Origin of the sequence: Caulobacter sp. UNC358MFTsu5.1 (genome assembly GCF_000712075.1) — a bacterium.
Taxonomy (GTDB): Bacteria; Pseudomonadota; Alphaproteobacteria; order Caulobacterales; family Caulobacteraceae; genus Caulobacter.
In genome coordinates this window covers 118,532-139,829 of record NZ_JONW01000011.1, presented here as the reverse complement: position 1 = coordinate 139,829, position 21,298 = coordinate 118,532, and the positions used below count along the sequence as shown (strand labels likewise).

Annotated in this window: 21 protein-coding genes; 8 read left to right on the top strand and 13 right to left on the bottom strand. The window is 69.3% G+C overall.

Going from position 1 to position 21,298, the window contains the following annotated elements:
• The first annotated feature begins 45 nt into the window (after nucleotides 1–45).
• The 3 genes from BR39_RS0121720 (at nucleotide 46) to BR39_RS0121710 (ending at nucleotide 1,856) form a co-directional block, all read left to right on the top strand.
• Complete coding sequence (locus tag BR39_RS0121720) at nucleotides 46–546, top strand: pyridoxamine 5'-phosphate oxidase family protein (protein ID WP_029916112.1); 501 nt, start codon at nucleotides 46–48, stop codon at nucleotides 544–546.
• A 234-nt stretch (nucleotides 547–780) separates the two neighbouring features.
• Nucleotides 781–1,515 (top strand): Crp/Fnr family transcriptional regulator, encoded by a 735-nt coding sequence (locus BR39_RS0121715; RefSeq protein WP_231499532.1) that lies wholly within the window; start codon nucleotides 781–783, stop codon nucleotides 1,513–1,515.
• A gap of 38 nt (nucleotides 1,516–1,553) precedes the next feature.
• Entirely contained in the window at nucleotides 1,554–1,856 is a 303-nt protein-coding gene (locus tag BR39_RS0121710) for a hypothetical protein (RefSeq protein WP_029916110.1), read from the top strand.
• A 42-nt stretch (nucleotides 1,857–1,898) separates the two neighbouring features.
• Here BR39_RS0121710 and pyk read toward each other — a convergent pair whose 3' ends face one another.
• The 7 genes from pyk to BR39_RS0121675 form a co-directional block, all read right to left on the bottom strand.
• Nucleotides 1,899–3,329, bottom strand: coding sequence for a pyruvate kinase (gene pyk, locus BR39_RS0121705; RefSeq protein WP_029916108.1), 1,431 nt, complete (start codon nucleotides 3,327–3,329; stop codon nucleotides 1,899–1,901).
• Nucleotides 3,330–3,585: 256 nt separating this feature from the next.
• Nucleotides 3,586–4,605 (bottom strand): LacI family DNA-binding transcriptional regulator, encoded by a 1,020-nt coding sequence (locus tag BR39_RS0121700; protein WP_029916106.1) that lies wholly within the window; start codon nucleotides 4,603–4,605, stop codon nucleotides 3,586–3,588.
• A 146-nt stretch (nucleotides 4,606–4,751) separates the two neighbouring features.
• Nucleotides 4,752–5,741: a glucokinase gene (gene glk / locus BR39_RS0121695; protein WP_029916104.1), complete on the bottom strand. Its 990-nt coding sequence runs from the start codon at nucleotides 5,739–5,741 to the stop codon at nucleotides 4,752–4,754.
• A 13-nt stretch (nucleotides 5,742–5,754) separates the two neighbouring features.
• Complete coding sequence (edd, locus tag BR39_RS0121690) at nucleotides 5,755–7,569, bottom strand: phosphogluconate dehydratase (RefSeq protein ID WP_029916102.1); 1,815 nt, start codon at nucleotides 7,567–7,569, stop codon at nucleotides 5,755–5,757.
• A 4-nt stretch (nucleotides 7,570–7,573) separates the two neighbouring features.
• Nucleotides 7,574–8,266 (bottom strand): 6-phosphogluconolactonase, encoded by a 693-nt coding sequence (pgl, locus tag BR39_RS0121685; protein WP_029916099.1) that lies wholly within the window; start codon nucleotides 8,264–8,266, stop codon nucleotides 7,574–7,576.
• A gap of 11 nt (nucleotides 8,267–8,277) precedes the next feature.
• Nucleotides 8,278–9,741, bottom strand: a complete 1,464-nt coding sequence (gene zwf, locus BR39_RS0121680; protein ID WP_029916098.1) for a glucose-6-phosphate dehydrogenase — start codon at nucleotides 9,739–9,741, stop codon at nucleotides 8,278–8,280.
• Between the two features lie 242 nt (nucleotides 9,742–9,983).
• Nucleotides 9,984–10,286, bottom strand: a complete 303-nt coding sequence (locus tag BR39_RS0121675) for a hypothetical protein (RefSeq protein ID WP_029916097.1) — start codon at nucleotides 10,284–10,286, stop codon at nucleotides 9,984–9,986.
• A 175-nt stretch (nucleotides 10,287–10,461) separates the two neighbouring features.
• Here BR39_RS0121675 and BR39_RS0121670 point away from each other — a divergent pair, with 175 nt between their 5' ends.
• Nucleotides 10,462–11,325 carry a sigma-70 family RNA polymerase sigma factor gene (locus tag BR39_RS0121670; protein ID WP_029916096.1) on the top strand — a complete coding sequence of 288 codons (864 nt, stop codon included), beginning with the start codon at nucleotides 10,462–10,464 and terminating at the stop codon, nucleotides 11,323–11,325.
• Between the two features lie 19 nt (nucleotides 11,326–11,344).
• Here the strand turns inward: BR39_RS0121670 and BR39_RS0121665 are convergent, their stop codons facing one another.
• The 6 genes from BR39_RS0121665 to fliL all read right to left on the bottom strand — a co-directional run bounded on the left by BR39_RS0121665 (nucleotide 11,345) and on the right by fliL (nucleotide 17,937).
• Nucleotides 11,345–11,752, bottom strand: a complete 408-nt coding sequence (locus BR39_RS0121665; RefSeq protein ID WP_029916094.1) for a hypothetical protein — start codon at nucleotides 11,750–11,752, stop codon at nucleotides 11,345–11,347.
• Nucleotides 11,753–11,822: 70 nt separating this feature from the next.
• Nucleotides 11,823–14,747 carry an endoglucanase gene (locus BR39_RS0121660; RefSeq protein WP_029916092.1) on the bottom strand — a complete coding sequence of 975 codons (2,925 nt, stop codon included), beginning with the start codon at nucleotides 14,745–14,747 and terminating at the stop codon, nucleotides 11,823–11,825.
• 21 nt (nucleotides 14,748–14,768) lie between these two features.
• Nucleotides 14,769–15,542 carry a MotE family protein gene (locus BR39_RS0121655; protein WP_029916090.1) on the bottom strand — a complete coding sequence of 258 codons (774 nt, stop codon included), beginning with the start codon at nucleotides 15,540–15,542 and terminating at the stop codon, nucleotides 14,769–14,771.
• Nucleotides 15,539–16,162: a DUF6468 domain-containing protein gene (locus BR39_RS0121650; RefSeq protein ID WP_029916087.1), complete on the bottom strand. Its 624-nt coding sequence runs from the start codon at nucleotides 16,160–16,162 to the stop codon at nucleotides 15,539–15,541. Before BR39_RS0121650 ends, BR39_RS0121655 begins: the two co-directional genes overlap by 4 nt.
• Nucleotides 16,159–17,295, bottom strand: coding sequence for a flagellar motor switch protein FliM (gene fliM, locus BR39_RS0121645; protein ID WP_029916085.1), 1,137 nt, complete (start codon nucleotides 17,293–17,295; stop codon nucleotides 16,159–16,161). Before fliM ends, BR39_RS0121650 begins: the two co-directional genes overlap by 4 nt.
• 27 nt (nucleotides 17,296–17,322) lie before the next feature.
• Complete coding sequence (gene fliL / locus BR39_RS0121640) at nucleotides 17,323–17,937, bottom strand: flagellar basal body-associated protein FliL (RefSeq protein WP_029916084.1); 615 nt, start codon at nucleotides 17,935–17,937, stop codon at nucleotides 17,323–17,325.
• A 224-nt stretch (nucleotides 17,938–18,161) separates the two neighbouring features.
• On the opposite strand from fliL, the gene flgF reads away from it, so the two are divergent.
• The 4 genes from flgF to flgH are packed head-to-tail and all read left to right on the top strand — an operon-like array spanning nucleotide 18,162 to nucleotide 21,197.
• Nucleotides 18,162–18,899 (top strand): flagellar basal-body rod protein FlgF, encoded by a 738-nt coding sequence (flgF, locus tag BR39_RS0121635; RefSeq protein WP_029916083.1) that lies wholly within the window; start codon nucleotides 18,162–18,164, stop codon nucleotides 18,897–18,899.
• 12 nt (nucleotides 18,900–18,911) lie between these two features.
• On the top strand, nucleotides 18,912–19,700 hold the full coding sequence (gene flgG, locus BR39_RS0121630; protein ID WP_029916082.1) for a flagellar basal-body rod protein FlgG: 789 nt from the start codon (nucleotides 18,912–18,914) through the stop codon (nucleotides 19,698–19,700).
• Between the two features lie 4 nt (nucleotides 19,701–19,704).
• Nucleotides 19,705–20,466: a flagellar basal body P-ring formation chaperone FlgA gene (gene flgA / locus BR39_RS0121625; protein ID WP_029916081.1), complete on the top strand. Its 762-nt coding sequence runs from the start codon at nucleotides 19,705–19,707 to the stop codon at nucleotides 20,464–20,466.
• A gap of 14 nt (nucleotides 20,467–20,480) precedes the next feature.
• Nucleotides 20,481–21,197 carry a flagellar basal body L-ring protein FlgH gene (flgH, locus tag BR39_RS0121620; protein WP_029916080.1) on the top strand — a complete coding sequence of 239 codons (717 nt, stop codon included), beginning with the start codon at nucleotides 20,481–20,483 and terminating at the stop codon, nucleotides 21,195–21,197.
• Nucleotides 21,198–21,298 lie beyond the last annotated feature (101 nt).

The window sequence follows — 21,298 nt, the reverse complement described above, 5'->3', positions numbered from 1 at the left end:
TTCCCCACGACGGTTCTTCCTGCTCCCCGCACAGGAAGAACCGTCATGAGCACCGATCCAAACGACAAGGCCGCCGTCGAGAAACGCCTCTGGAAGGAGCTGGACCACACCCGGTTCGGCATGCTGGGCCTGACGGACAGCCACCAGCACTTCCAGCCGATGACCGCCTTCGCCGAGCCGGAAAGCGGCCAGATCTGGTTCTTCACCAAGGACGACACCGACCTGGCCAAGAGCGCCGGCGGCGGAGCCCAGGCCATGTTCATCGTCCAGGCCAAGGACCAGGACTTCCAGGCCTGCATCGGCGGCGTGCTGTCCACCGCCCGCGATACGGCCCGCATCGACAAGTACTGGAACCCGATGGTCGCGGCCTGGTTTCCGGACGGCAAGGACGACCCGTCCCTGACCCTGCTGCGGCTGGACGCCAAGGACGCCGAGCTGTGGATCTCAAAGGGCGGCGCGATCCGCTTCGCCTGGGAGACCGCCAAGGCCAATCTGACCGACAGCACCCCCGATCTGGGCGACAAGGTCCACGTCAACCTGGGCTGAGGTCGGTTCTCACCGTCCTCGGGAAGCAAAGGTTCCGGATGTTGGAACCCGGCAAAAGTTCAGCCAAACCCCAACCCGGGTACACGGCGCCGCGCTCTCCAACTATTCCTGCAATGTCGGGTTCCCGACGCAATCAATAGCACTTTGGGAACCCCGGATAAGGGTTCTGCATTTGTGTCGGCTACTCGACAACATCGGGCCAGCTTCCAACCTATAGCTTCGAAACTCTACCGCATGCCGGTGATTGATTCGCCCGACGGGACCGCCGCACCCTTGAAAAATCGCCTGCTCGCCGCCCTGCCGTCCGAGGATTTCGGGCTGATCGCGCCCCATCTCACCCACCATGAGTTGGAAAAGGGCCGGCACCTGTGCGATCCGGGCGATCCGATCGAGGTGGTCTACTTCCCCCACGACTGCGTCATCTCGCTGATGACGCTGATGGAGAACGGCGCGGCGATCGAGTCCGCGCCGGTGGGCCGCGAAGGCGCCCTGGGCCTGATGGCCGCCGTGGCGCCGCGCCAGTCGCTGGTGCGGGCCATCGTCCAGGCCCCCGGCTTCGCCTCGCGGATCAACGCCACGGCCCTGCACGAGGCCTGGAGCCGCAGCGCCGCCCTGCGCGACCTGGTCGATCGCCACAACGAAGCGCTGTTCGGCCATGCGATCCAGTCGGTGGCCTGCAACGCCCTGCACGGCGTGGAGGCCCGCTTCTGCCGCTGGCTGCTGTCGTGCCGCGACCGCATCGACGGCGACACCATCAACCTGACCCAGGAATTCCTCGCCGACATGCTGGGCGTCCAGCGCACCACGGTCACGGCGGTGGCCGGCTCGCTGCAGGCCAAGGGCCTGATCCGCTATCGCCGCGGGGTGGTCGACATCCTGGATCGCGCGGGCCTGGAAGCCATCACCTGCGAATGCTACGCCGCCGTGCGGCGCGGCTACGAGCGCCTGCTGCCGCTTCCCTTCGGCTGAAGCCTCCCCATCTCCACCGCGTTGGAGAGGAGGCCCGCATGATCGTCCGCAACTGGCATGGCCGCGTACCCGCGTCGCTGAGCGACCGCTATCTGGCCCTGATGCGCGAGGTCGCCCTGCCCGACTACAAGTCCACGCCCGGCAACCTGGGCGCCTGGTGCCTGACCCGGCCCGAGGGCGAGGTCGTGCACTTCGAGATGCTGACCTTCTGGAGCGATCTGGACGCGATCAAGCGCTTCGCCGGCGAGGACTTCGAGCACGCCAAGTACTACGACTTCGACGCCGAGTTCCTGCTCGAGCAGGAACCCTTCGTGCGGCACTACCAGGCGGTGAGCGAGTAAACTCCGCTCATCCCGGCGAATGCCGAGATGAGCGGCGTCTTGTCAGCGCTTGCGCGTCGGGAACGGCGCGTGGGCCAGGCGCAGCAGATTGGCCGCGCCGGGCGCGCCGAACGGGGTGCCGGCGACGATCAGCACGCGCTCGCCCGGTCCGACCAGGTCCAACTCCACGGCCTTGGCGACGGCGTCCGAGGTGACCACCTCCAGGCTGTCGGGCTGGCCGCTGACGCGGGCCTCCACGCCCCAGACCAGGCACATGCGGCGCACGGCCTCGACGCGGGGCGACAGGGCCAGCACGGGCTGCAGCGGCCGCTCGCGCGACAGGCGGCGGGCGGTGGCGCCGGTGGTGGTGAAGGCCACCAGGCACTTGGTCGAACCGGCCTTGGCGGCCTGGGCCGCGGCCACGACCAGGACGTCGGCGTCCTCGTCGTTATGTGGTTGCTCGGCCTGCATCAACTCGGGCCAGCGCGGATCGCGCTCCACCCGCTCGATGATGCGGCTCATCATCGTCACGGCCTCTTCCGGATAGTCGCCGGCGGCGCTCTCGGCCGACAGCATGACCGCGTCGGCGCCTTCGTAGACCGCGTTGGCCACGTCCGAGGCCTCGGCCCGGGTCGGGGTCGGCGAGCTGGTCATCGACTCCAGCATCTGGGTGGCGACGATCACCGGAATGCCGCGCTCGCGGGCGGCGCGCAGGATGACCTTCTGGGCCACCGGCACCTCTTCCGGGGCCATCTCGACGCCCAGGTCGCCGCGGGCCACCATCACGCCGTCGCACAGGTCGAGGATCGGGCCCAGCACTTCCAGCGCCTGGGGCTTCTCGATCTTGGCCAGGACGGCGGCGCGGCCTTCGACGATGCGGCGCAGCTCGGCCATGTCCTCGGGGGCCTGCACGAACGACAGGGCGATCCAGTCGACGCCCAGGCGCAGGGCGAAGGCCAGATCCTCGCGGTCCTTCGGCGTCAGGGGCGACATCGGGATCACGACGTCCGGCACCGCCACGCCCTTGCGTTCCGACAGCTTGCCGCCGTTGACGACCGTGGTGTTGGCGTAGCCGGGGCCGGCGTCGGTCACCGTCATCCGCAGCTTGCCGTCGTCCAGCAGCAGGGTCGCGCCGGGACGCATGGCCACCAGGATCTCGGGGTGCGGCAGGTGCACCCGCGTCTCGTCGCCCGGCTTGGGGTCGTCGTCGAAGCGGAAGGCCTGACCGGCCTTCAGCGTCACGGGGCCGTCGGCGAACTTGCCCACGCGCAGCTTCGGCCCCTGCAGGTCGGCCAGGATGCCCAGCGGCCGGTCGACCACCTTCTCGGCGGCGCGGATCGCGTCGTACGAGGCCTTGTGGTTCTCGTGGCTGCCGTGGCTGAAGTTCAGGCGGAAGACGTCGGCTCCGGCCTTGGCCAGTCTCACAATCATCTCATGCGAGCTGCTGGCCGGACCGATGGTGGCGACGATGCGGGAGCGGCGCGCGCGGATCATGAAGCTGCTCCGGAGAGGCTAGATTATGCTGCGATGCGGCAAGAAAATGCCGCAAAGCGGAAAGGATTTGCTCAGGGCGAACGTCATTCCCAAATTTCGCGCCTGACAACGTTGTCTAGCGCCAAGGGTTCGGATTCGCCACCGATGACTTAGCGTCAACCACCAAGCCTTTCCACCTTGAAGACCTCTGAACGTCGAGGTCACCCCATTTTAAACGCCTGGAGCGGCTTCCGATCCATGGGGCGCGTGGAAAACCCTAGCCGATGGGGCCGGTGGACTCGCGGACCACCAGTTCGAAATCCAGCAGGCGCGAGGGCGGCGCCCCGTCGCCTTCGGCCTGGGTCGCGCCGCCCAGCAGCAGGTCGGCGGCGGCGGCGGCCATGGCCTGGATCGGCTGGCGCACGGTGGTCAGTTGCGGCCAGACCACCTTGGCGCCCGGCGTGTCGTCGAAGCCGGCCACCGACAGGGTCTGGGGCACTTCCAGGCGCAGGCGGTTGGCCACCGCCATCACGCCCAGGGCCATGTCGTCGTTGGAGGCGAAGATCGCCGTGGGACGGTCGGGGCGGTCCAGCAGCCGCTCGGCCGCCTCGAAGCCCGAGCGGAACGAGAACCAGCCCTGCTCCACATGGTCCTCGCGCACGGCGTGGCCGTGCTCCTTCATCGCCGCCGCATAGCCCTCGTAGCGCAGGTGCGAGGCGCCGTGCTCGGGGTGGCCCTTGATGAAGCCGATGTCGGTATGGCCCAGGCTGATCAGGTGGGCGGTCATCTCGTAGGCGGCGCGCACGTCGTCCATGCGCACGCTGGCCGAACGGCCCAGGTCCTGGTCGGGCGACAGGCGCACATAGGGCACGCCCTCGGCCTCCAGCACGTCCAGCACCGCGGCGTTGTCACAGACGGGCGGGGTCAGGATCACGCCGTCCATGCGCAGGGTGTGCAGCATCGGCTCGACCTGGGCGGCCACGTCGCCGGTGGAGTCCAGCGGCTCGACGATCAGGTGGTAACCCTCCTCGCGGCAGCGGGCGATCGCGCCCAGCTGGACGTCGGTCACATAGGCCGGGCTCGGGTTGTCGAAGAACACGCCGATCAGATAGGCCTTCGACCCCGCCAGGCTGCGGGCCGAGATGTTGGGCCGGTAGTTCAGGGCCGCGACGGCTTCCTGCACCCGCACGCGGGTGTCGTTCTTCACGTTCGGCTCGCGGTTCAGCACCCGCGAAACGGTCTTGATCGATACGCCCGACAGACGGGCGACCTCGTGGATCGTAACCTTGGAACTCAAGACAGCCGGCCTCGCGAAGCGTCGAAAATCGACAAGCGACGCAATAAAGGCATGACAGCCTTGTCAAGGCGAGCCCACTTCACGCGGAAAACTCGCCCCGAGGGATAAGAAACGCGGCTCAAGGGGCGGAAAGCCCCCTTAAGGCCTTACGAAATGGCCGCCTTGCCGTCCGGGGTCATGGCCACGGCCGCCCCGATCAGGGCGGTGTGGGGGTTCATCACCACGTGGGTCGGGATGGCGCGGGTGTAGTCGCTGAGGCGGCCCTTCGACTCGAATCGGCTGCGGAACTCGCCCTTCTCCAGCAGATCGACGATCCGCGGCGCGATGCCGCCGGCGATGAACACCCCGCCCCGGGCGCCCAGGGCCAGGGCCAGGTCGCCGGCCGCCGAACCCAGGATGGCGCAGAAGCGGTCGATGGTGACCTTGCAGCACTCGTCGCCGGCCACGCCGTGCTCGGTGATCTGCTTGGCCGTCAGTTCCTCGGCCTTGCGGCCCTCCACCTCGGCCAGGATGACGTGCAGGTCCTCCATGCCCGGACCCGACAGGATGCGCTCGATCGAGCAGCGGCCGAAACGCTTGTTCAGCGCACGGAGGATCTCGATCTCGACGTCGTCGAACGGCGCGAAGGCGATATGGCCGCCCTCGGTGGTCAGGGGCGTCTCGACGCCGTGGCGGCGCACCATGCCCGCCGCGCCGAAGCCGGTGCCGGGGCCGATGATCGCCAGGTCGCCCTCGCCCGAGGTCTGGTGCGGACCGATCTGGCGCAGGTCCTTGGGCGCCAGACGCGGGGCGGCCAGGGCCTGGGCCGTGAAGTCGTTGATCAGCTTGGCCGAGCGGAAGCCGCCAGCCCGGCGCAGGCTGTCTTCCGACAGCTTCCAGTCGCTGTTGGTGAAGTGCACCGAGCCGTGCTCGATCGGACCGGCGACGGCCACCACCGCCTGGTCGGCGTGCTTGAGGCCCATCTTGGCCAGATAGGCTTCGACCGCGTCCTCGGCCTGACCGTAGTCCTCGCCCTTGTACGAGGTCGGCTCGATCAGCTTGGGGTCGGCCCCGTCGAAATCGACCAGGGCGAACCGCGCGTTGGTTCCGCCGATATCGCCGACCAGGCCAAGCCCGATGGAGTTCAAGCCGCTCATCTTCGTCTTCTTCCTAAGCAAACAGCACGGAGCCGCCGTGGTCGGCCGCGCCGACCCCCGCCCGCATCCAGCCGAACAATTCCCGCCCAAAGCCCGGCTTGGACGCCGGGACGCTCGCCGGCGTGCGAGCGCGAAGAACCGCCTCGTCCACCAGGATTTTCAGTTCGCCCGTGTGGGCGTTCAGGGAGATCACGTCGCCGTCCTGGACATAGGCCAGGGCGCCGCCCTTGGCGGCTTCGGGCGTGACGTGGATGGCCGCCGGGGTCTTGCCCGAAGCCCCCGACATCCGGCCGTCGGTGACCAGGGCCACCTTGAAGCCGCGGTCCAGCAGCACCGAGATCGACGGCGACAGGTTGTGCAGCTCGGGCATGCCGTTGGCCGACGGACCCTGGAAGCGCACCACCACGACCACGTCGCGATCCAGCTCGCCGCGCTTGAAGGCGGCGATGAAGTCTTCCTGTTCCTGGAACACGGCCGCCGGGGCGGTGATCACCTGGTGCTCGGGCTTCACGGCCGAGACCTTGATCACGCCGCGACCCAGGTTGCCGGTCAGCAGGCGCAGGCCGCCTTCCGGGCTGAACGGATCCGAAGCCGGGCGCAGGATGTTGAGGTCCAGCGACTCCTCGGCGCCCTCGCGCCAGGACAGCTCGCCGTCCACCAGGACCGGCTCCTGGGTGTAGCGTGACAGGCCGGGGCCGGCGACGGTCAGGACGTCCTCGTGGGCCAGGCCCGCCTTCAGCAGTTCCCTGACCACGAAGTGGATGCCGCCGGCGGCGTGGAACTGGTTCACGTCGGCCGAGCCGTTCGGATAGACCTTGGCCAGCAGCGGCGTGTTCTTCGAGATGTCGTCCAGGTCTTCCAGCGTCAGGATGATGCCGGCCGCGTGGGCCATGGCCACCAGGTGCAGGGCCAGGTTGGTCGAGCCGCCGGTGGCCATCAGGCCAACCACGCCGTTGACCACGGCCTTCTCGTCGATGATCCGGCCCACGGGCAGCCAGTCGTTGCCCTTGTGGGTGATGGCGGCCACCCGCTTGGCGGCTTCCTTGACCAGGGCCGTGCGCAGCGGGGTGTGCGGATGGACGAAGGCCGAGCCCGGCAGGTGCAGGCCCATCAGCTCCATCAGCATCTGGTTGGTGTTGGCCGTGCCGTAGAAGGTGCAGGTGCCCGGGCCGTGGTAGCTGGCGCTCTCGGCGGCCAGCAGTTCCTCGCGGCCGACCTTGCCCTCGGCGTAGAGGGCGCGGATGCGCGCCTTCTCCGAGTTGGGCAGGCCCGAGGTCATCGGACCGGCGGGGACAAACACCGCCGGCAGGTGGCTGAAGGTCAGGGCGCCGATCAGCAGGCCCGGCACGATCTTGTCGCAGACGCCCAGATACAGCGCGCCGTCGAAGGCGTCGTGGGTCAGGGCGATGCCCGTGGCCATGGCGATCACGTCGCGCGAGAACAGCGACAGCTCCATGCCCGGACGGCCCTGGGTGACGCCGTCGCACATGGCCGGCACGCCGCCGGCGAACTGGGCGGTGGCCCCGACCTCGCGCGCGGCCTCCTTGATCAGCGCCGGATACTCCTCCAGCGGCTGGTGGGCCGACAGCATGTCGTTATAGGCCGAGACGATGCCCAGGTTGGGGGCGTTGACGTCCAGGGCGCGGACCTTGTCCACCGCCGGCGAGGCGGCGAAGGCGTGGGCCCAGTTGGCGCAGCTGAGCTTGGCGCGGCCCGGCTGGGCGGCCGCGGCGGCGTCCAGATTGGCCAGATAGGTCGCGCGGCTGTCGCGGCTGCGCTCGATGATCCGGGCGGTGACTTCGGCGATGACGGGATTCAAGGCGACCATGGTGCTACTCCGCCCACAGGATACGGACCGGGGCGCGGTCCTGGTTCAGGATGGCGGCGATCGGCAGGCTTGGGTCGACCGGGCCTTCGAGCAACGTCTTCTTGGCGCCGCCGGTGATCAGCAGGACGATCAGCGACGACCGGATCAACGCCTGGAAGGTCAGGCTGATCCGGGGCAGGTCCGGCGCCGGCTGGCCGGCCGGCACCGCGATGACGGTGCGCGCCGACTTGGGGTCCAGGCCTTCCGCCAACTTCGGGTTGCCCGGGAACAGCGAGGCGAAGTGGCCGTCGGGGCCCACGCCCAGCAGGGTGACGCCGAACGGCAGGATCGCGGCGACCCCGGCCTCGGCCTTGGCCGCCACCGCGTCCTGGGCGACGCCGTCGAAGAACAGCGGCGCGAAGCCGGCCTTGGCCGCTTCCCCTTGCAGCAGATGCCGGCGGACCAGCCCCTCGTTGCTGCTGGGATCGGTCGGCGGCACGAACCGCTCGTCGGTCAGGGTGACCACGACCTTGTCCCAGGGGACGGTCATGGTCGCCAGCCGGTCATAGACCGGCGCCGGCGTCGAGCCGCCGGTGGCCGCGAACCCGGCCTGGCCGCGCTTGGCCACGGCGTCGGTCAGGGCCGAGGCCAGCACCGAGGCGGCGGCGTCGTACAGCGCCTCGCGGGTCGGGAAGGCCTCGATCTTGGGGAGGGTCATCGTCTCCACGCCTATTCGTTCCAGGCCCGGCCCTGCGGCGAGATCAGCGCGTTGGCGCCGTGCGGGCCCCAGGTGCCGGCGGCGTAGGGCGCCGGTTCGATCTTGGCCTCGGCCCAGGCGGCCGACACGCCGTCCACGAACTTCCAGGCCTGCTCGACCTCGTCGCGGCGCACGAACAGGGTGCGGTCGCCGCGGAACACGTCCAGCAGCAGCTTCTCGTAGGCGATCCGGCGGCGGCTGCCGGCCGAGCTCATGGCCAGGGACAGCGGCAGGGACTGCAGTCGCATGCCCTCTTCCGACAGGCCCGGACGCTTGGTCATCACGGTCAGCGAGATGTCCTCGTCCGGCTGCAGGTCGATGACCAGGCGATTGGCCTTGGTCTCGGCCTGGGCGGCGGCGCCGAAGATGTTGTGCGGCACGGGCTTGAACTGGACGACGATCTGGGTGCGGCGGTCGGGCAGGTTCTTGCCGGTCCGCAGGAAGAACGGCACGCCGGCCCAGCGCCAGTTGTCGATGTCGACCTTCATGGCCACGAAGGTCTCGGTCTTGGAGGCCTTGCCGACCTCTTCCAGATAGCCTTCGCGGGCCGTGCCCTCGACCACGCCGGCCACGTACTGGCCGCGCACCGTGTCGTGGGCGACATTGGCCTTGGTGAAGGGCCGCAGGGACCGCAGCACCTTGACCTTCTCGTCGCGGACGGCGTCCGGATCGAAGCCCGACGGGGCCTCCATGGCCACCAGGCAGAGCAGCTGCAGCAGGTGGTTCTGCAGCATGTCGCGCAGCGCGCCGTACTCGTCGTAATAGGGCCAGCGCTCGCCGACCTTCTCGGTCTCGGCGATGGTGATCTGCACGTGGTCGATGTGCTTGTTGTCCCACAGGGGCTCGAACAGCACGTTGCCGAAGCGCAGGGCGGTCAGGTTCTGGACCGTCTCCTTGCCCAGATAGTGGTCGATGCGGAAGATCTGGCTCTCGTCGACCACCGCGCCGACCGCGCCGTTGATCACGCACGAGCTGGCGAAGTCCTTGCCGATCGGCTTTTCCAGCACCAGCCGGGTCTTCGGACCGGTCAGGTCGGCCGCCTGCAGGGCGGTGCAGACCGAGCCGTACAGGCTGGGCGACAGGGCGAAATAGACCACCAGGTCGCCGTGCTTGCCGACCTTCTCGGCCAGGGCCTTGGCGCCCTCTTCCTTGGTGATGTCGACCGACAGGTAGTCCAGGCGGGCGGCCAGGCGATTCCAGGCCGCTTCCTCGACGGTGGCGCGCTTGCCCAGCTGCTCGCGGACCAGCTTGCGATAGCTGTCGGGGGTGTGGTCGTGACGGGCCAGGCCGATGATCCGCAGGTCATGCGGCAGGAGGCGGTCGACTTCGAGAAAGTACAGCGAAGGCAACAACATACGCAGCGCCAGGTCGCCCGCGCCGCCCAGCAGCACCAGCACTTCTCGACCCGCTTGGTCGGCGTTCGTCTCTTTGGTCAATGCTTCCACCCTATGACAACGTTGTCATGACACGCCCGTCGGAGCAATGCAAGCGGCCTCCGGAAAGTCGGTGTCGACCTTTCGACAGGACCGCGCGCGCGGCGACTAACTAAGGGGTTTGGGGCGCCGCCGCCAGAAGACCAATCGCTTTTCGCGCGCGAAGGTTCACCTCTGGGCAGGCGAAACGCGGCCGCCTCGGCAAGAGGCGACCGCGCGGACAGGGTGGAACGGTGGAATCGCCCCTAGAGGCCGTAGGAGGCCAGCAGCTTCACGCTCAGACGCATCGCATCCGGGGGCGCTTCGCTGCGCTCGTTCACGTCCTTGGCGAACGCCTGGAACGTGGGCAGGTCGATCAGGACGCCGGCGTCGTCCTCGCTGAGATTGACGAACAGGTGGACGAAGTCGACGCCGTCGCGGAACAGCGCGTAGGCGACGTTGTCGGGCCGGACGGTCTTCAGTTCCTCGAAAACCTTGAGCGACAGCGCCTCGTTCTCGTCGGCGCGATCCGGCTTGGCGGCGTAGCGCACCAGTGTAACCCTCTGCATGATCCTTGGTCCTTGGCTTGGAACGGCGCGGGATGCGGCCGTCATGGGCAAAGGACGCGGCGGCGGCCGCGAAGGATTCGGTCGAAAAAAGATTCCCGGGGCCGCGAATCCTTTGGCGCTCACCGGACGTCTTGGGGATGAGGCCGCCGTTCGGGCCGGCGCGGGAGAACGAGACATGGCCGACGGCAACCTGGGCCCCGAGGCGTTCAGCCAGCTGATGGCCGAGCTGCGCCCCAGCCTGCATCGCTACTGCGCGCGCATGGTCGGCTCGGCCTTCGAGGGCGAGGACGTGGTGCAGGAAGCCCTGACCAAGGCGGCGATCGCCTTCCCGTCCGCCGAGCCGATCGAGCGCCCCGACCGCTGGCTGTTCCGCATCGCCCACAACACGGCCCTCGACGCCCTGCGCGCCCGCAAGCGCCAGGCCACCTTCGACGAGGCGTTCGAGGAGATCGTCGACCCGGCCGCGGCCGCCGACGCCCGGGTGGCGGCCACCGCCAGCCTGGCGGTGCTGCTACGCCTGCCCGTCGCCCAGCGTTCGTGCGTGGCGCTGATCGACGTGCTGGGCCACTCGGCGGACGAGACCGCCCAACTGCTGGACCTGACCCTGGCCGCGACCAAGGCCGCCCTGCATCGCGGCCGCGAGCGCCTGAAAGGCCTGGCCGAGGAGGCGGATGCGTCCCCTCCCCGCCTGGACGCCGCCGAGCGCGACCGCCTGCGGGCCTATGCCGACCGCTTCAACGCCCGTGACTTCGACGCCTTGCGCGCCCTGCTCAGCGAGGACGTCCGGCTGGACCTGGCCAATCGCCGCCGCCTGGACGGTCGCACGGACGTGTCGATGTACTTCACGCACTACGGAAACACGACCGGCTGGTGGCTCGAGCCCGGCCTCGCCGAGGGCCGCCCCGCCCTGCTGGTCCGCGCCGCGCCGGGCGCGCCGCTCCGTTACGTCGTGCTGCTGGATTGGCGGGACGGCGAGATCGCCAGAATCCAGGATTACTTCTATGCGCCGTACGTGGCCGAGAGCCTGGCGATCGCGTGACCGGCTAGGGGCTAGGACGCTATCGGGCCATTTCCGACAGGCACAGCTCTTCGCTGACCGCGTCGTTGATCAGGCGGTAGGTCACTGAATAGCGTGGACAGGCGCTTGGCGACGGCGGAGGCTGGTTACGCGTCCGATAATGGGTGTTGGGCACTAGCGGTCGCACGCGCTGGGCCGACAACAAGACGTGGATCGTCGGCTCCCCGTGCTCCACGACGCCATAGTAGAGCCGGTGATAGGCCGCGCGGGGTCCGAAGCCGGTCGAGGCGTACCGCGGATCGGCCTGAAAGCGGTCCAAGGCGGCGTCCGCCTTGGCCACATAGGCGTCGCTTGGTCGCCACGAGCTCCACCACACGAACGACGGTTTGCCGCCGCAGGCGCTCAGCATTATCGCGGCCGCGACGAGCAGCACGGTCTGGAATCTCATGACGCCCCCGACATATCGATCGCAACCAGCCTAGCCAAAGGCGCGATCTCCACAATGGCGGAGGTAGAGCCTAGGCCGGCTTCCTGCTGGCCTGGGCCCGGAAGCGGTCCTTCATCTTGGCCACCCAGCCGTTGAAGGCCTCGTTGTCGGCGGTGACCTTGCTGAAGTCGCTGCTGGACAGGCTGCCTGGGTCGGCGCCGGCCAGGGCCACGCGCAGGCCGTCGGGATTGCGGGCGTTCTCGACGAAGCCGCCGTAGCGCTGACGCAGGCGGCCCAGCGAGGCGTCGTCGTCGGCCAGACTGAAGGCCACGGCCGAGCGCAGCAGCTTGGACTCGTCGGCGGGGCTCAGGATGCCCGGCGTCTTCCAGCGGTCGCCCAGCGAGCGCTCGTACAGCGCGCCGGCCTGGGGCCAGGTGTGCTGCTTCCACGCGATCTCGGCGCGGACGTCCTCGGCGTCGCGGGTCTTGTCGGCCTCGATCACCTCCAGCGCCGCGTCGTAGCGGCCCAGGCCCATCAGGGCGCGGGCGGTGGCCAGGCGGCGCTCGGCGTTGAGGGCCGGCGGCAGGATGGTGGTGCGGGTGGCGTTGATGGTGTCCAGCGCCGTCTCGGGCTTGCGGTCCATCAGGTAGATCCAGGCCAGGTCGGTGGCGACCTGGGCCTTGGGCACGCCGTTCAGGCGGTTGTCGACCTGGTACTTGAGCAGCTTGGCGGCCTCGTCCAGAAGGTCGACATCGACCAGGCGGCGCACCAGGTTGCGGACCATCTGGTCGCCGTCGGCGCCGATCGGGGTCAGGTCCTGGAAGTCGTAGAACAGGCCCACCGCCTGGATCGGCTGCATGCCGTCGGCCAGGCCGTCCAGGAACAGGGCGCGGAAGGCGCCGTTCAGGTCGTTGCGCAGGGCCACGGCCTGCGGCAGGTCGGACTGCACGTTGTTGGCCGAGTGCAGGACCTCCAGCGCCTCGCGATAGCGGCCCTGCTTGATCTGCAGCTGACCCAGGGCGCGGATGGTGTCCAGCTCGACCCCGTCGCCGCGCCAGCGGAAGCGCAGGGCGTCCAGGCCCTTGGCGGCGACGTCGGCGCTGATCTGGTTCTTGGCCAGGCGCAGCTGGATGGCGTGCAGGGTGGCCGGCGCGGCCAGGCGGTCGATGCCGCACTTGGAAATGGCCTGGAACACCGGCAGCGCCCGGGCGTCGTTCTTGGCCTCGAAAGCCTTGGCCAGGGTCAGGCGCAGCTCCAGCTGGTCCTCGACCGGGATGTTGGGCAGCTTCAGGGCCTGGTTGATCAGGCGGATGGCGGTCTCGGGCGCGCCGACGCCCACGGCCGCCTCGGCCTGGGCGCCCAGGAAGCGGGCCTGCCACAGGGCCGGGAACATGTTCAGGGCCCGCGCGCCCTCGACGAACCGCTGGTTGGCGTCGGTCCACTGGCCGGTCTTGCTGGCGATATAGCCGCGCCACAGGGCGGCCGAGGGGTCGTCGGTCAGCACGGGCGATGAGAAGTCGGCCTCGGCCTCGGCGTAGCGGCGCGCCATCACCTTGGCCACGCCGCGCAGTCCGCGGAACTCGCCGTCGCCCATCAGGGTCTGGTGCGCGCGGCCGGCGGCGTTCAGCACGCCGATGGCCTCGAACGACAGGTTCGAGCCGACCAGGAAGCGGGCCAAGGCCATGCGGGCGGCGGTGTCGTCGCCCTTGCCGTCGGGGCCGCCCGCAGCGGGGATCGCGCCCAGCAGGGCGTCGTAGCGGGCGATGAAGCCGCCCGACCCGGTCTTGGACCAGTGCTCGGGATCGATCAGGGCCGGCATCGACATGGCCTGGGGCGCGCCGGCCCCGGCGTCGGCCTGGGCCTGGCCGCTGGACGTCGAGGACAGCAGGAGACCCTTGGGTCGGCCCATGCGCACGATGTCGCCGTCGGCGCTCATCTGCAGGTCGCCGGAATAGCTTTCCACCGCCAGGCCGGTGGCCGACTGCAGCAGGGCCATCTCGACATAGTCGCGGCGCGACGGCAGGCCCTTGGACGGGGCCAGGGCCGTGGCGACGCCGATGCGGTCGCCGACGGCGGGGTCGCCGACCCAGACAATCCTGGTCGTGCCGGCCACGGTGGCGGTCAGGGTGGCGGGGCTGGCGTTGTCGTCGCGGGCCACGTGGACTAGGTCGGGGGCGTCCTGGCTGCCCGCGCCCAGGGCGATCGTCCAGTTGGAGCCGACGCCCTCGGCGTAGAACGGCGCGCCCTGCGGCGTGCTGATGCGCAGCGCCGCGTAGTCGGGGCCCTTGAAGGCCTGGATGTTGCGGTACTGCGGCGTGCTGACGGGCAGCTTGCCGATGTCCAGCCGGGCGGGCGCGTCGAACACCACCCAGACGGCCTCGCCGCGCCGGAACACGGCCGCCCCGGCCGGGTTGGCCCAGTCGAAGCTGAGCTGGACCTGGCCCGAGACCTTGGAGAACTTGACCGGCACGACGCCGCCCGCCGGCATCGGGTTGGGACGCTGGGCGACCACGGGCGCGGCGGCCGCCGGCGCCGGAGCGGGCGCCTGGCGGGCGAACAGGTTGATGAAGTCGTCGCCGTCGGCGTTGCCGGCCCGGAAGTCGGCGTCGTCGCTCAGCGCGACCACGATCTCGACCACGCCGCCGACATGGCGCGCCTGGGCGCCCTTCACCCAGCGCGGCGGACCGACGTTCAGGGACGACAGGTTGGGATTGGCGTCGCGCGGGAAGCGCAGGACGACGGCCGTGCCTTCGCGATGGGCCTGCATGCCGCGCGAGCCGGGGAATTCCAGCCGCGTGAAGTCGGGGGCCTGGGCGATGCGGACCTGGAGGCCGGCGGGCGCGGCCGGAGCCGGCTTGGCGGCGGGCTTGCGCGCGGCCGCCTTGCGGGGCGCGGGCTTATGCTGGGCGGACTTGGAGACGTGACGCGGCGCGGCCGAGATCGACACGCTCGGGGTCGCGACCCCGAGGATGCAGATCGCCGCGACGGTCGATCTCAGGATCCCCCCCAGCTTCATGCCCCCGCTTCCGTTCCTGTCCTATCCGGCCTTCTTGCCGCCGGCCAAGGGCGGCGCGGCCGCCGCCTGGGCCGAGGGATCGGCGGCGGGCTTGTCGGCGGCGGCCAGGGCGGCGCGCTGCTTGGCGATGGCGTCGGCCGACAGGCGGTTGGCCAGGCGCTCGGTCAGGATCTTGGCGTCGCCGGGCGACATGTTGGCCAGGATCATGCTGAGCGTGCGCTCCTTCATCTTCGAGGCGATCGGCAGGCGCACGCTGTCGTCCAGCACGCTCATGCGGGCGGCGGCGTCCTTGGGCTTCATGGCCGAATAGACCAGCACCATGCGGTTGGCCTCGGCTTCCTTCTGGGCGTCGGCCTGGCCCAGCAGGCCCTGGATCTCGCCCTTCATGCCGTTCAGCGCCTTCATCTTGGCGTCGAGCTTGGCCTCGGCGGCGGCCAACAGCTGCAGCTGGACGTCGATGTCCTGCTCGCGCTGGTCCAGCTGGCCGCGGCGCTGACCCAGGCTCTGCAGCACGCGCAGTTCGGCCGGCGACAGGCCGGCTTCCTTGGCCAGTTCGCTGGACGACGGCGCGCAGACCGCCGGAGGCGCGGCCTTGGCGGCGGCGTCCTTGCCGGCGTCGGCGGCCGAGGCGGCCTTTTCACCGTCCTTGGCGTCGGGCTTGGCCACGCCCTCGGCGAAGGCCTTGGCGCCGCTGATCATGTCCGGCAGGGATTTCGCGCCGGCCAGGGCGTTGACGGCCAGCACGCCGACCACGGCGACCCCGACGATCGGCAGGATGCGCGGAACATTTTTCATCGACGGCCCCTAAAGGTCGAACCGGGGCGCGGCGGATCTTCCGGGCCCTCGAACAAGTCATCATCTATCCGCGCCCGTGAACGCGGGGTTTCCTTTGACGCGGAAGGGCGCGCGGCGGAAGGCGGCGGGGCGTCGCGGGGGATGCGGGCCTCGCGGTCCAGCAGCTTCTCGAAGTCCTCGGCCCGCAGGCGGCGTTGGCTTTGCGGCGCCGGCTCGGGTTCGGGTGCGCGCATCGGACGCGGCTCGGCGGCCAAACGTTGTTCGACAGAATGGCGCGGCTCGGCCGACAGACGCCGCTCGACGGCGGCGCGGCCCGTCGCGGCGGGCGGCGGCGTGATCATCGGCTGGTTCAGGCGCTCGTCCAGCTGGGCCGCCAGGGCGTGGGCCTTGGCGATGCGGTCGCCCAGGGTGTCGGCGGCTTCGTCCGTGGCGGCGCGCAGGTCGGCCAGGCCCTGCTCGGCGCGCATGGCGGCGCGGTCGAGGTCGGCCACGGCCTTGGCGAAGCCCTCGTGGCTGTCGCGCAGGGCCTTCAGCCGGCGCTCCAGGCGCATGCCGTAGCCCAGCGCCACCACCAGCAGCACCGCGAGCAGACCGTTGAGGACGATGGCCGTCAGACTCATTTCAGCTTCTGAACCGCCTTCTTGGCCGCCGGGGTCAGGGGCGCGTCGGCGCGCACGGCGATCGAGTGGTTGCGGCGGCCCATGCGTCCGCGGGTCAGCGGGATGGAGCCGGCGCGCAGCTCCACCGGGCTGTCGGGCGTGGCGTTCAGCATCAGGGTGTCGCCCACCTGCAGGTTCAGCACCTTGGACAACGGCAGTTGCTGCTCGTCGAGCACGGCGCGCACCTCCATCTGGGTGGTCCAGAGTTCGGTGGCCAAGTGGCCTTCCCAGATGTTGTCGCGGCCGAACTTCTCGCCCATGAACTGCTGCAGCAGCATCTTCCGGATGGGTTCGAGGGTCGCATAGGGCAGCAGAAGCTCGATTCTGCCGCCGCGGTCTTCCATGTCGATCCGAAGCTTCACAAGAATCGCGGCGTTGGCCGGCCGGGCGATGGCGGCGAAGCGCGGATTGGTCTCCAGGCGGTCCAGGCTGAACGACACCGGATGCAGGGGCTCGAACGCCGCCTTGGCGTCGTGCAGCACCACCTCGACCATCCGCTGCACCAGCACCCGCTCGATGGTGGTGTAGGGACGGCCCTCGATGCGCATGGCCGCGGTGCCGCGACGGCCGCCCAGCAGCACGTCGACGATCGAGTAGATCAGGTTGGAGTCGACCGTCAGCAGGCCGTAGTTGTCCAGCTCCTCGGCCCGGAAGACGGCCAGGATGGCCGGCAGCGGGATCGAGTTCAGATAGTCGCCGAAGCGGATCGAGCTGATGTTGTCGAGGCTGACCTCGACGTTGTCGGACGTGAAGTTCCGCAGGGACGTCGTCATCAACCGCACCAGGCGGTCGAAGACGATTTCCAGCATCGGCAGGCGCTCGTACGAGACCAGCGCCGAGTTGATGATCGCGCGGATGCCGGTGCGGTCGTCGTTGCCGTCGCCGGACATGTCGAAGCCCAGCAGGCTGTCGATCTCGTCCTGGTTCAGGATGCGCTCGGCGCCCATCCCGTCGCCGCCGCCGTCGTCCCAGCCGCCCATGCCGCCGCTGAAGTCGCCAAACTCGTTGCCGCCGGCCTCGCCGCCGAAGTCGTTCGGCGGGTTCTCCGAGGCCCACTGGGCCATCGCGGCCTGATCGTCGATTTCGTCAGCCATGTCGGTTCGCCTCAACCAGCCCGAGGGCTAGTTGATCAGCATCTCCTCGATCAGCACCGCGTTCACGTGGGAAGGCGCGGCGACCAGATTAACGCGACGCAGCAGCTCGGCGCGCAGTTGATAGCTGCCCTGGCTGCCGTTGAGGTCTTCCGGACGCAGTTCGCGCAGGAAGGTCTGGAACATGTCCTGCAGACGCGGGAGGTTCGGCGTCAGGGCCTCGGCCGTCTCCTCGTCGGGCAGTTCGAAGGTCAGCTTCAGCTTCAGGAAGGTCGAGCGGCCGTCCGCGGCCTGCATGTTCACGACGATGTCCGGCAGGGTGTAGAACACCACGCCGTCGGGGCCTTCCTTGATCACCGGCGCGCCGGCGGCCGGAGCCGCGCCTTCGCCGCCGCCGCCATGGCCGCCCTTCTCTTCCTTCTTCTTTTCCTTCTTCTTCGGCTTTTCGTGGCCCTTCTCGGCCGAGGCCTCGGGCTTGGGCTTCAGGAGCAGGAACGTGGTCACCCCGCCGCCGACCAGGACGACGGCCGCCGCGGCCGCGATGATGATCATCATCGGCGGCTTCTTCTTAGCCGGAGCTTCGCCCTCGACAGCGCCCTCTTCGCCTTCCGGGGCGGGAGCATCCTTGGGGGGTTTGTTGGCCACGCGCGCGGTTCCTTGGAATCTACGGGTCTACTCATGCGTGGGACATGGTTAACGATGTCTTTTGAAGGCCATTTCGCCGCAGGCTGAATCTGCCCGGCAGACTCCGTCACCGACGGCCCGTTAACCTTCATATTCGTTGTTTTTACAGAACTTTTCGAGTTGGCACGAGGGTTGCTAGCAGGATTGCGGCGCATTTGTCGCGCCAGCCGTCTCGGTAACCGGTCATGGACAACGCACTTTACGTCGGACTTTCGCGGCAGATGACCCTGCGCCGCGAACTCGACATCGTCGCGAACAACATCGCCAACGCCAACACGACCGGCTTCAAGGTCGAGGAGCTGATGGTCCGCACCGAGCCGGCGAAGCCGGCCCGCACCGCCGGCGGTACGAACCCCGTCAAGTTCGTGCTGGACGACGGCGTGGCGCGCGATTTCAGCCAGGGCGCCCTGACCCAGACGGGCGGCGACTTCGACCTGGCCCTGGAAGGCCAGGGCTTCTTCAAGGTCTCCACCGTCGGCGGCGAGCGCTACACCCGCGACGGCCGTTTCACCATGGCCCCGGACGGCAAGCTGGTCACCCAGAACGGCCAGCCGGTGCTGGACGACGGCGGCGGCGAGATCCTGCTGGACCCGCTGAAGGGCCCCGTCACCATCGCCCGCGACGGCACGGTCAGCCAGGGCGCCGAGCGCGCCGGCAAGATCGCCGTGGTGCGCCCCACCGACCTGGCCGCCTTCCGCAAGGACGGCGACAACCTCTATCGCAACACCACCAACGACACCCCCCAGGCCGCCCCGGACGCCGCGATCCACCAGGGCATGCTTGAGGCCTCCAACGTCCAGTCGATCACCCAGATCACCAAGCTGATCGAGGTCAACCGCGCCTACGAGAGCGTGGCCAAGATGATGGATCAAACCTCGGAACTGTCCCGGTCCGCCGTCGAGCGGATGGGCAAGGTCCAGTAAGGAACTACGAAGATGCAAGCGCTCCGCACCGCCGCCACGGGCATGGCCGCCCAGCAGCTGAACGTCGAGGTCATCTCGAACAACATCGCCAACATGAACACCGTGGGCTTCAAGCGCCAACGGGCCGAGTTCCAGGACCTGATCTACCAGACGATCGAGCGCGCCGGCTCGCAGTCGTCGGGCGACGGCAACGTGGTCCCGACGGGCGTGCAGATCGGCGGCGGCGTGAAGGCCGGCTCGGTCTACCGCATCCACGAGCAGGGCACGCCCACCATGACGAACAACGAGTTCGACGTGGCCATCCAGGGCAAGGGCTTCCTGCAGATCCTGCTGCCCTCGGGCGAGACCGCCTACACCCGCGCCGGCAACTTCTCGACCAACGACCAGGGCCAGCTGGTGACCGAGGACGGCTACACCGTCCAGCCGGGCATCACGATCCCGCAGAACGCCGTCGCCACCACGATCAGCAAGACCGGCCTGGTGCAGGTGAAGCTGGACGGCGACCCGAACCCGCAGACCGTCGGTCAGCTGGAACTGGCCAACTTCATGAACGAAGGCGGCCTGGAAGCCATCGGCGACAACATGTTCATGGAAACCGCGGCCTCGGGCGCGGCCAACATCGCCGCCCCCGGCCAGCCCGGCTTCGGCACCCTGCTGCAGAACTACACCGAAGCGTCGAACGTGGACTCGGTCAGCGAAATCACCGCCCTGATCGTCGCCCAGCGCGCCTACGAGATGAACTCCAAGGTCATCACCACGGCCGACCAGATGCTCCAGGCCACTTCGAACCTGAGGTCGTAAGCTCATGAAAGCGCCCGCCTTTTCTTCGATGATCCTTTCCTCCCTCGCCGCCCTGCTGATCGCCACCCCGGCCCTGGCCGGAACCAGCGTCTCGCTGCGGCCCGACACCACCGACGCCGACGGCAAGATCACCCTGGGCGAGCTGTTCGACGGGGCCGGCGCGGCCTCGAACGTGGTGGTCGCCACCCGCGTGGGCCCCTCGGCCGTGCTGGACGCCGGCGCGGTGCAGATCGCCGCCCGCCGGGCGGGCCTGGACTGGGACAACGCCAACGGCGTGCGCCGGATCATCGTCCGCCAGGGCTCGGACGCCGGCCTGGCCGGCGCGCCGCGCGGCAACGTGGAAGTTCTTGCATACGCCCGCAGCCTGGCGACCGGCGAGATGGTCCAGCCGGAAGACCTGGTCTGGGTGAAGATGGCCGCGGCCCCCTCGGACGCCCCGCGCGACGCCGACGACGTGATCGGCATGACCGTCAAACGCCCGCTGCGCCAGGGCGCGGCCGCCAGCCTGCGCGACGTCTCGACCCCGCAGGTCATCAAGGCGGGCGATATCGTCGCAGTCACCTACGAGGACGACGGCGTGGCCCTGACATTGCAAGGCAAGGCCATGTCGGCGGCGGCCATCGGCGAGAGCCTGATGGTCCAGAACACCGCCAGCAAGAAGATCATCGAGACCGTGGTCACCGGACCCGGCTCGACCGCCGTCGGCCCCCAGGCGATGCGCCTGAAGGCCAACCGTAACAACACGCTGCGCTACGCCGCTCGCTGAGAAGGTCACACACGATGCGCCCCGCCCTCGCCGCCCTCCTGCTGCTCGCCCCGCTCGCCGCCTGCTCGACCGTCACCGAAGCCGTGAAGGGCCCCGAGCTGGCCCCCGTCGGCTATCCGGCCCAGCTGGCCCCGATGACCCAGCAATACGCCGCCCCGCCCCAGGCGGCCTCGGCCAACTCGCTGTGGCGCACCGGCGCGCGCACCTTCTTCAACGACCAGCGCGCCAGCAAGGTCGGCGACATCCTGACCGTCAACATCGACATCGACGACAGCGCCACCACCAAGAACCAGACCTCGACCTCGCGCACCTCGAACAGCAATCTGGGCGTGCCGAACTTCCTGGGCCTGGAATCCAGCCTCGGGAAGATCCTGCCGGGCGGCTACGACCCGGCCAACATGATCAACACCAAGTCGGGCTCGTCCAACGCCGGCGCCGGCGCGGTGAACCGCTCGGAAAAGATCAGCCTGACCATCGCCGCCGTCGTCTCGGGCGTGATGCCCAACGGCAACCTGGTGATCCAGGGCACCCAGGAAGTGCGCACCAACGCCGAGGTCCGCCAGCTGACCGTGGCCGGCATCGTGCGTCCGGAAGACATCTCCTCGGCCAACACCATCAAGCACACCCAGATCGCCGAAGCCCGCATCAGCTACGGCGGCCGCGGCGACATCAGCCGCGTCCAGAAGGTCCCGGGCGGCCAGGCCCTGGTCGAGAAATTCTCGCCGTTCTAAGGGCTTGGCTCCGGCCGCCCCGGGGGCGACTTGGGGCCGACGCCTTGATCGGGCGGGCGCGCGGGGCCAGATTACCCTGCGTCACAGCGCTCGCCCGGACT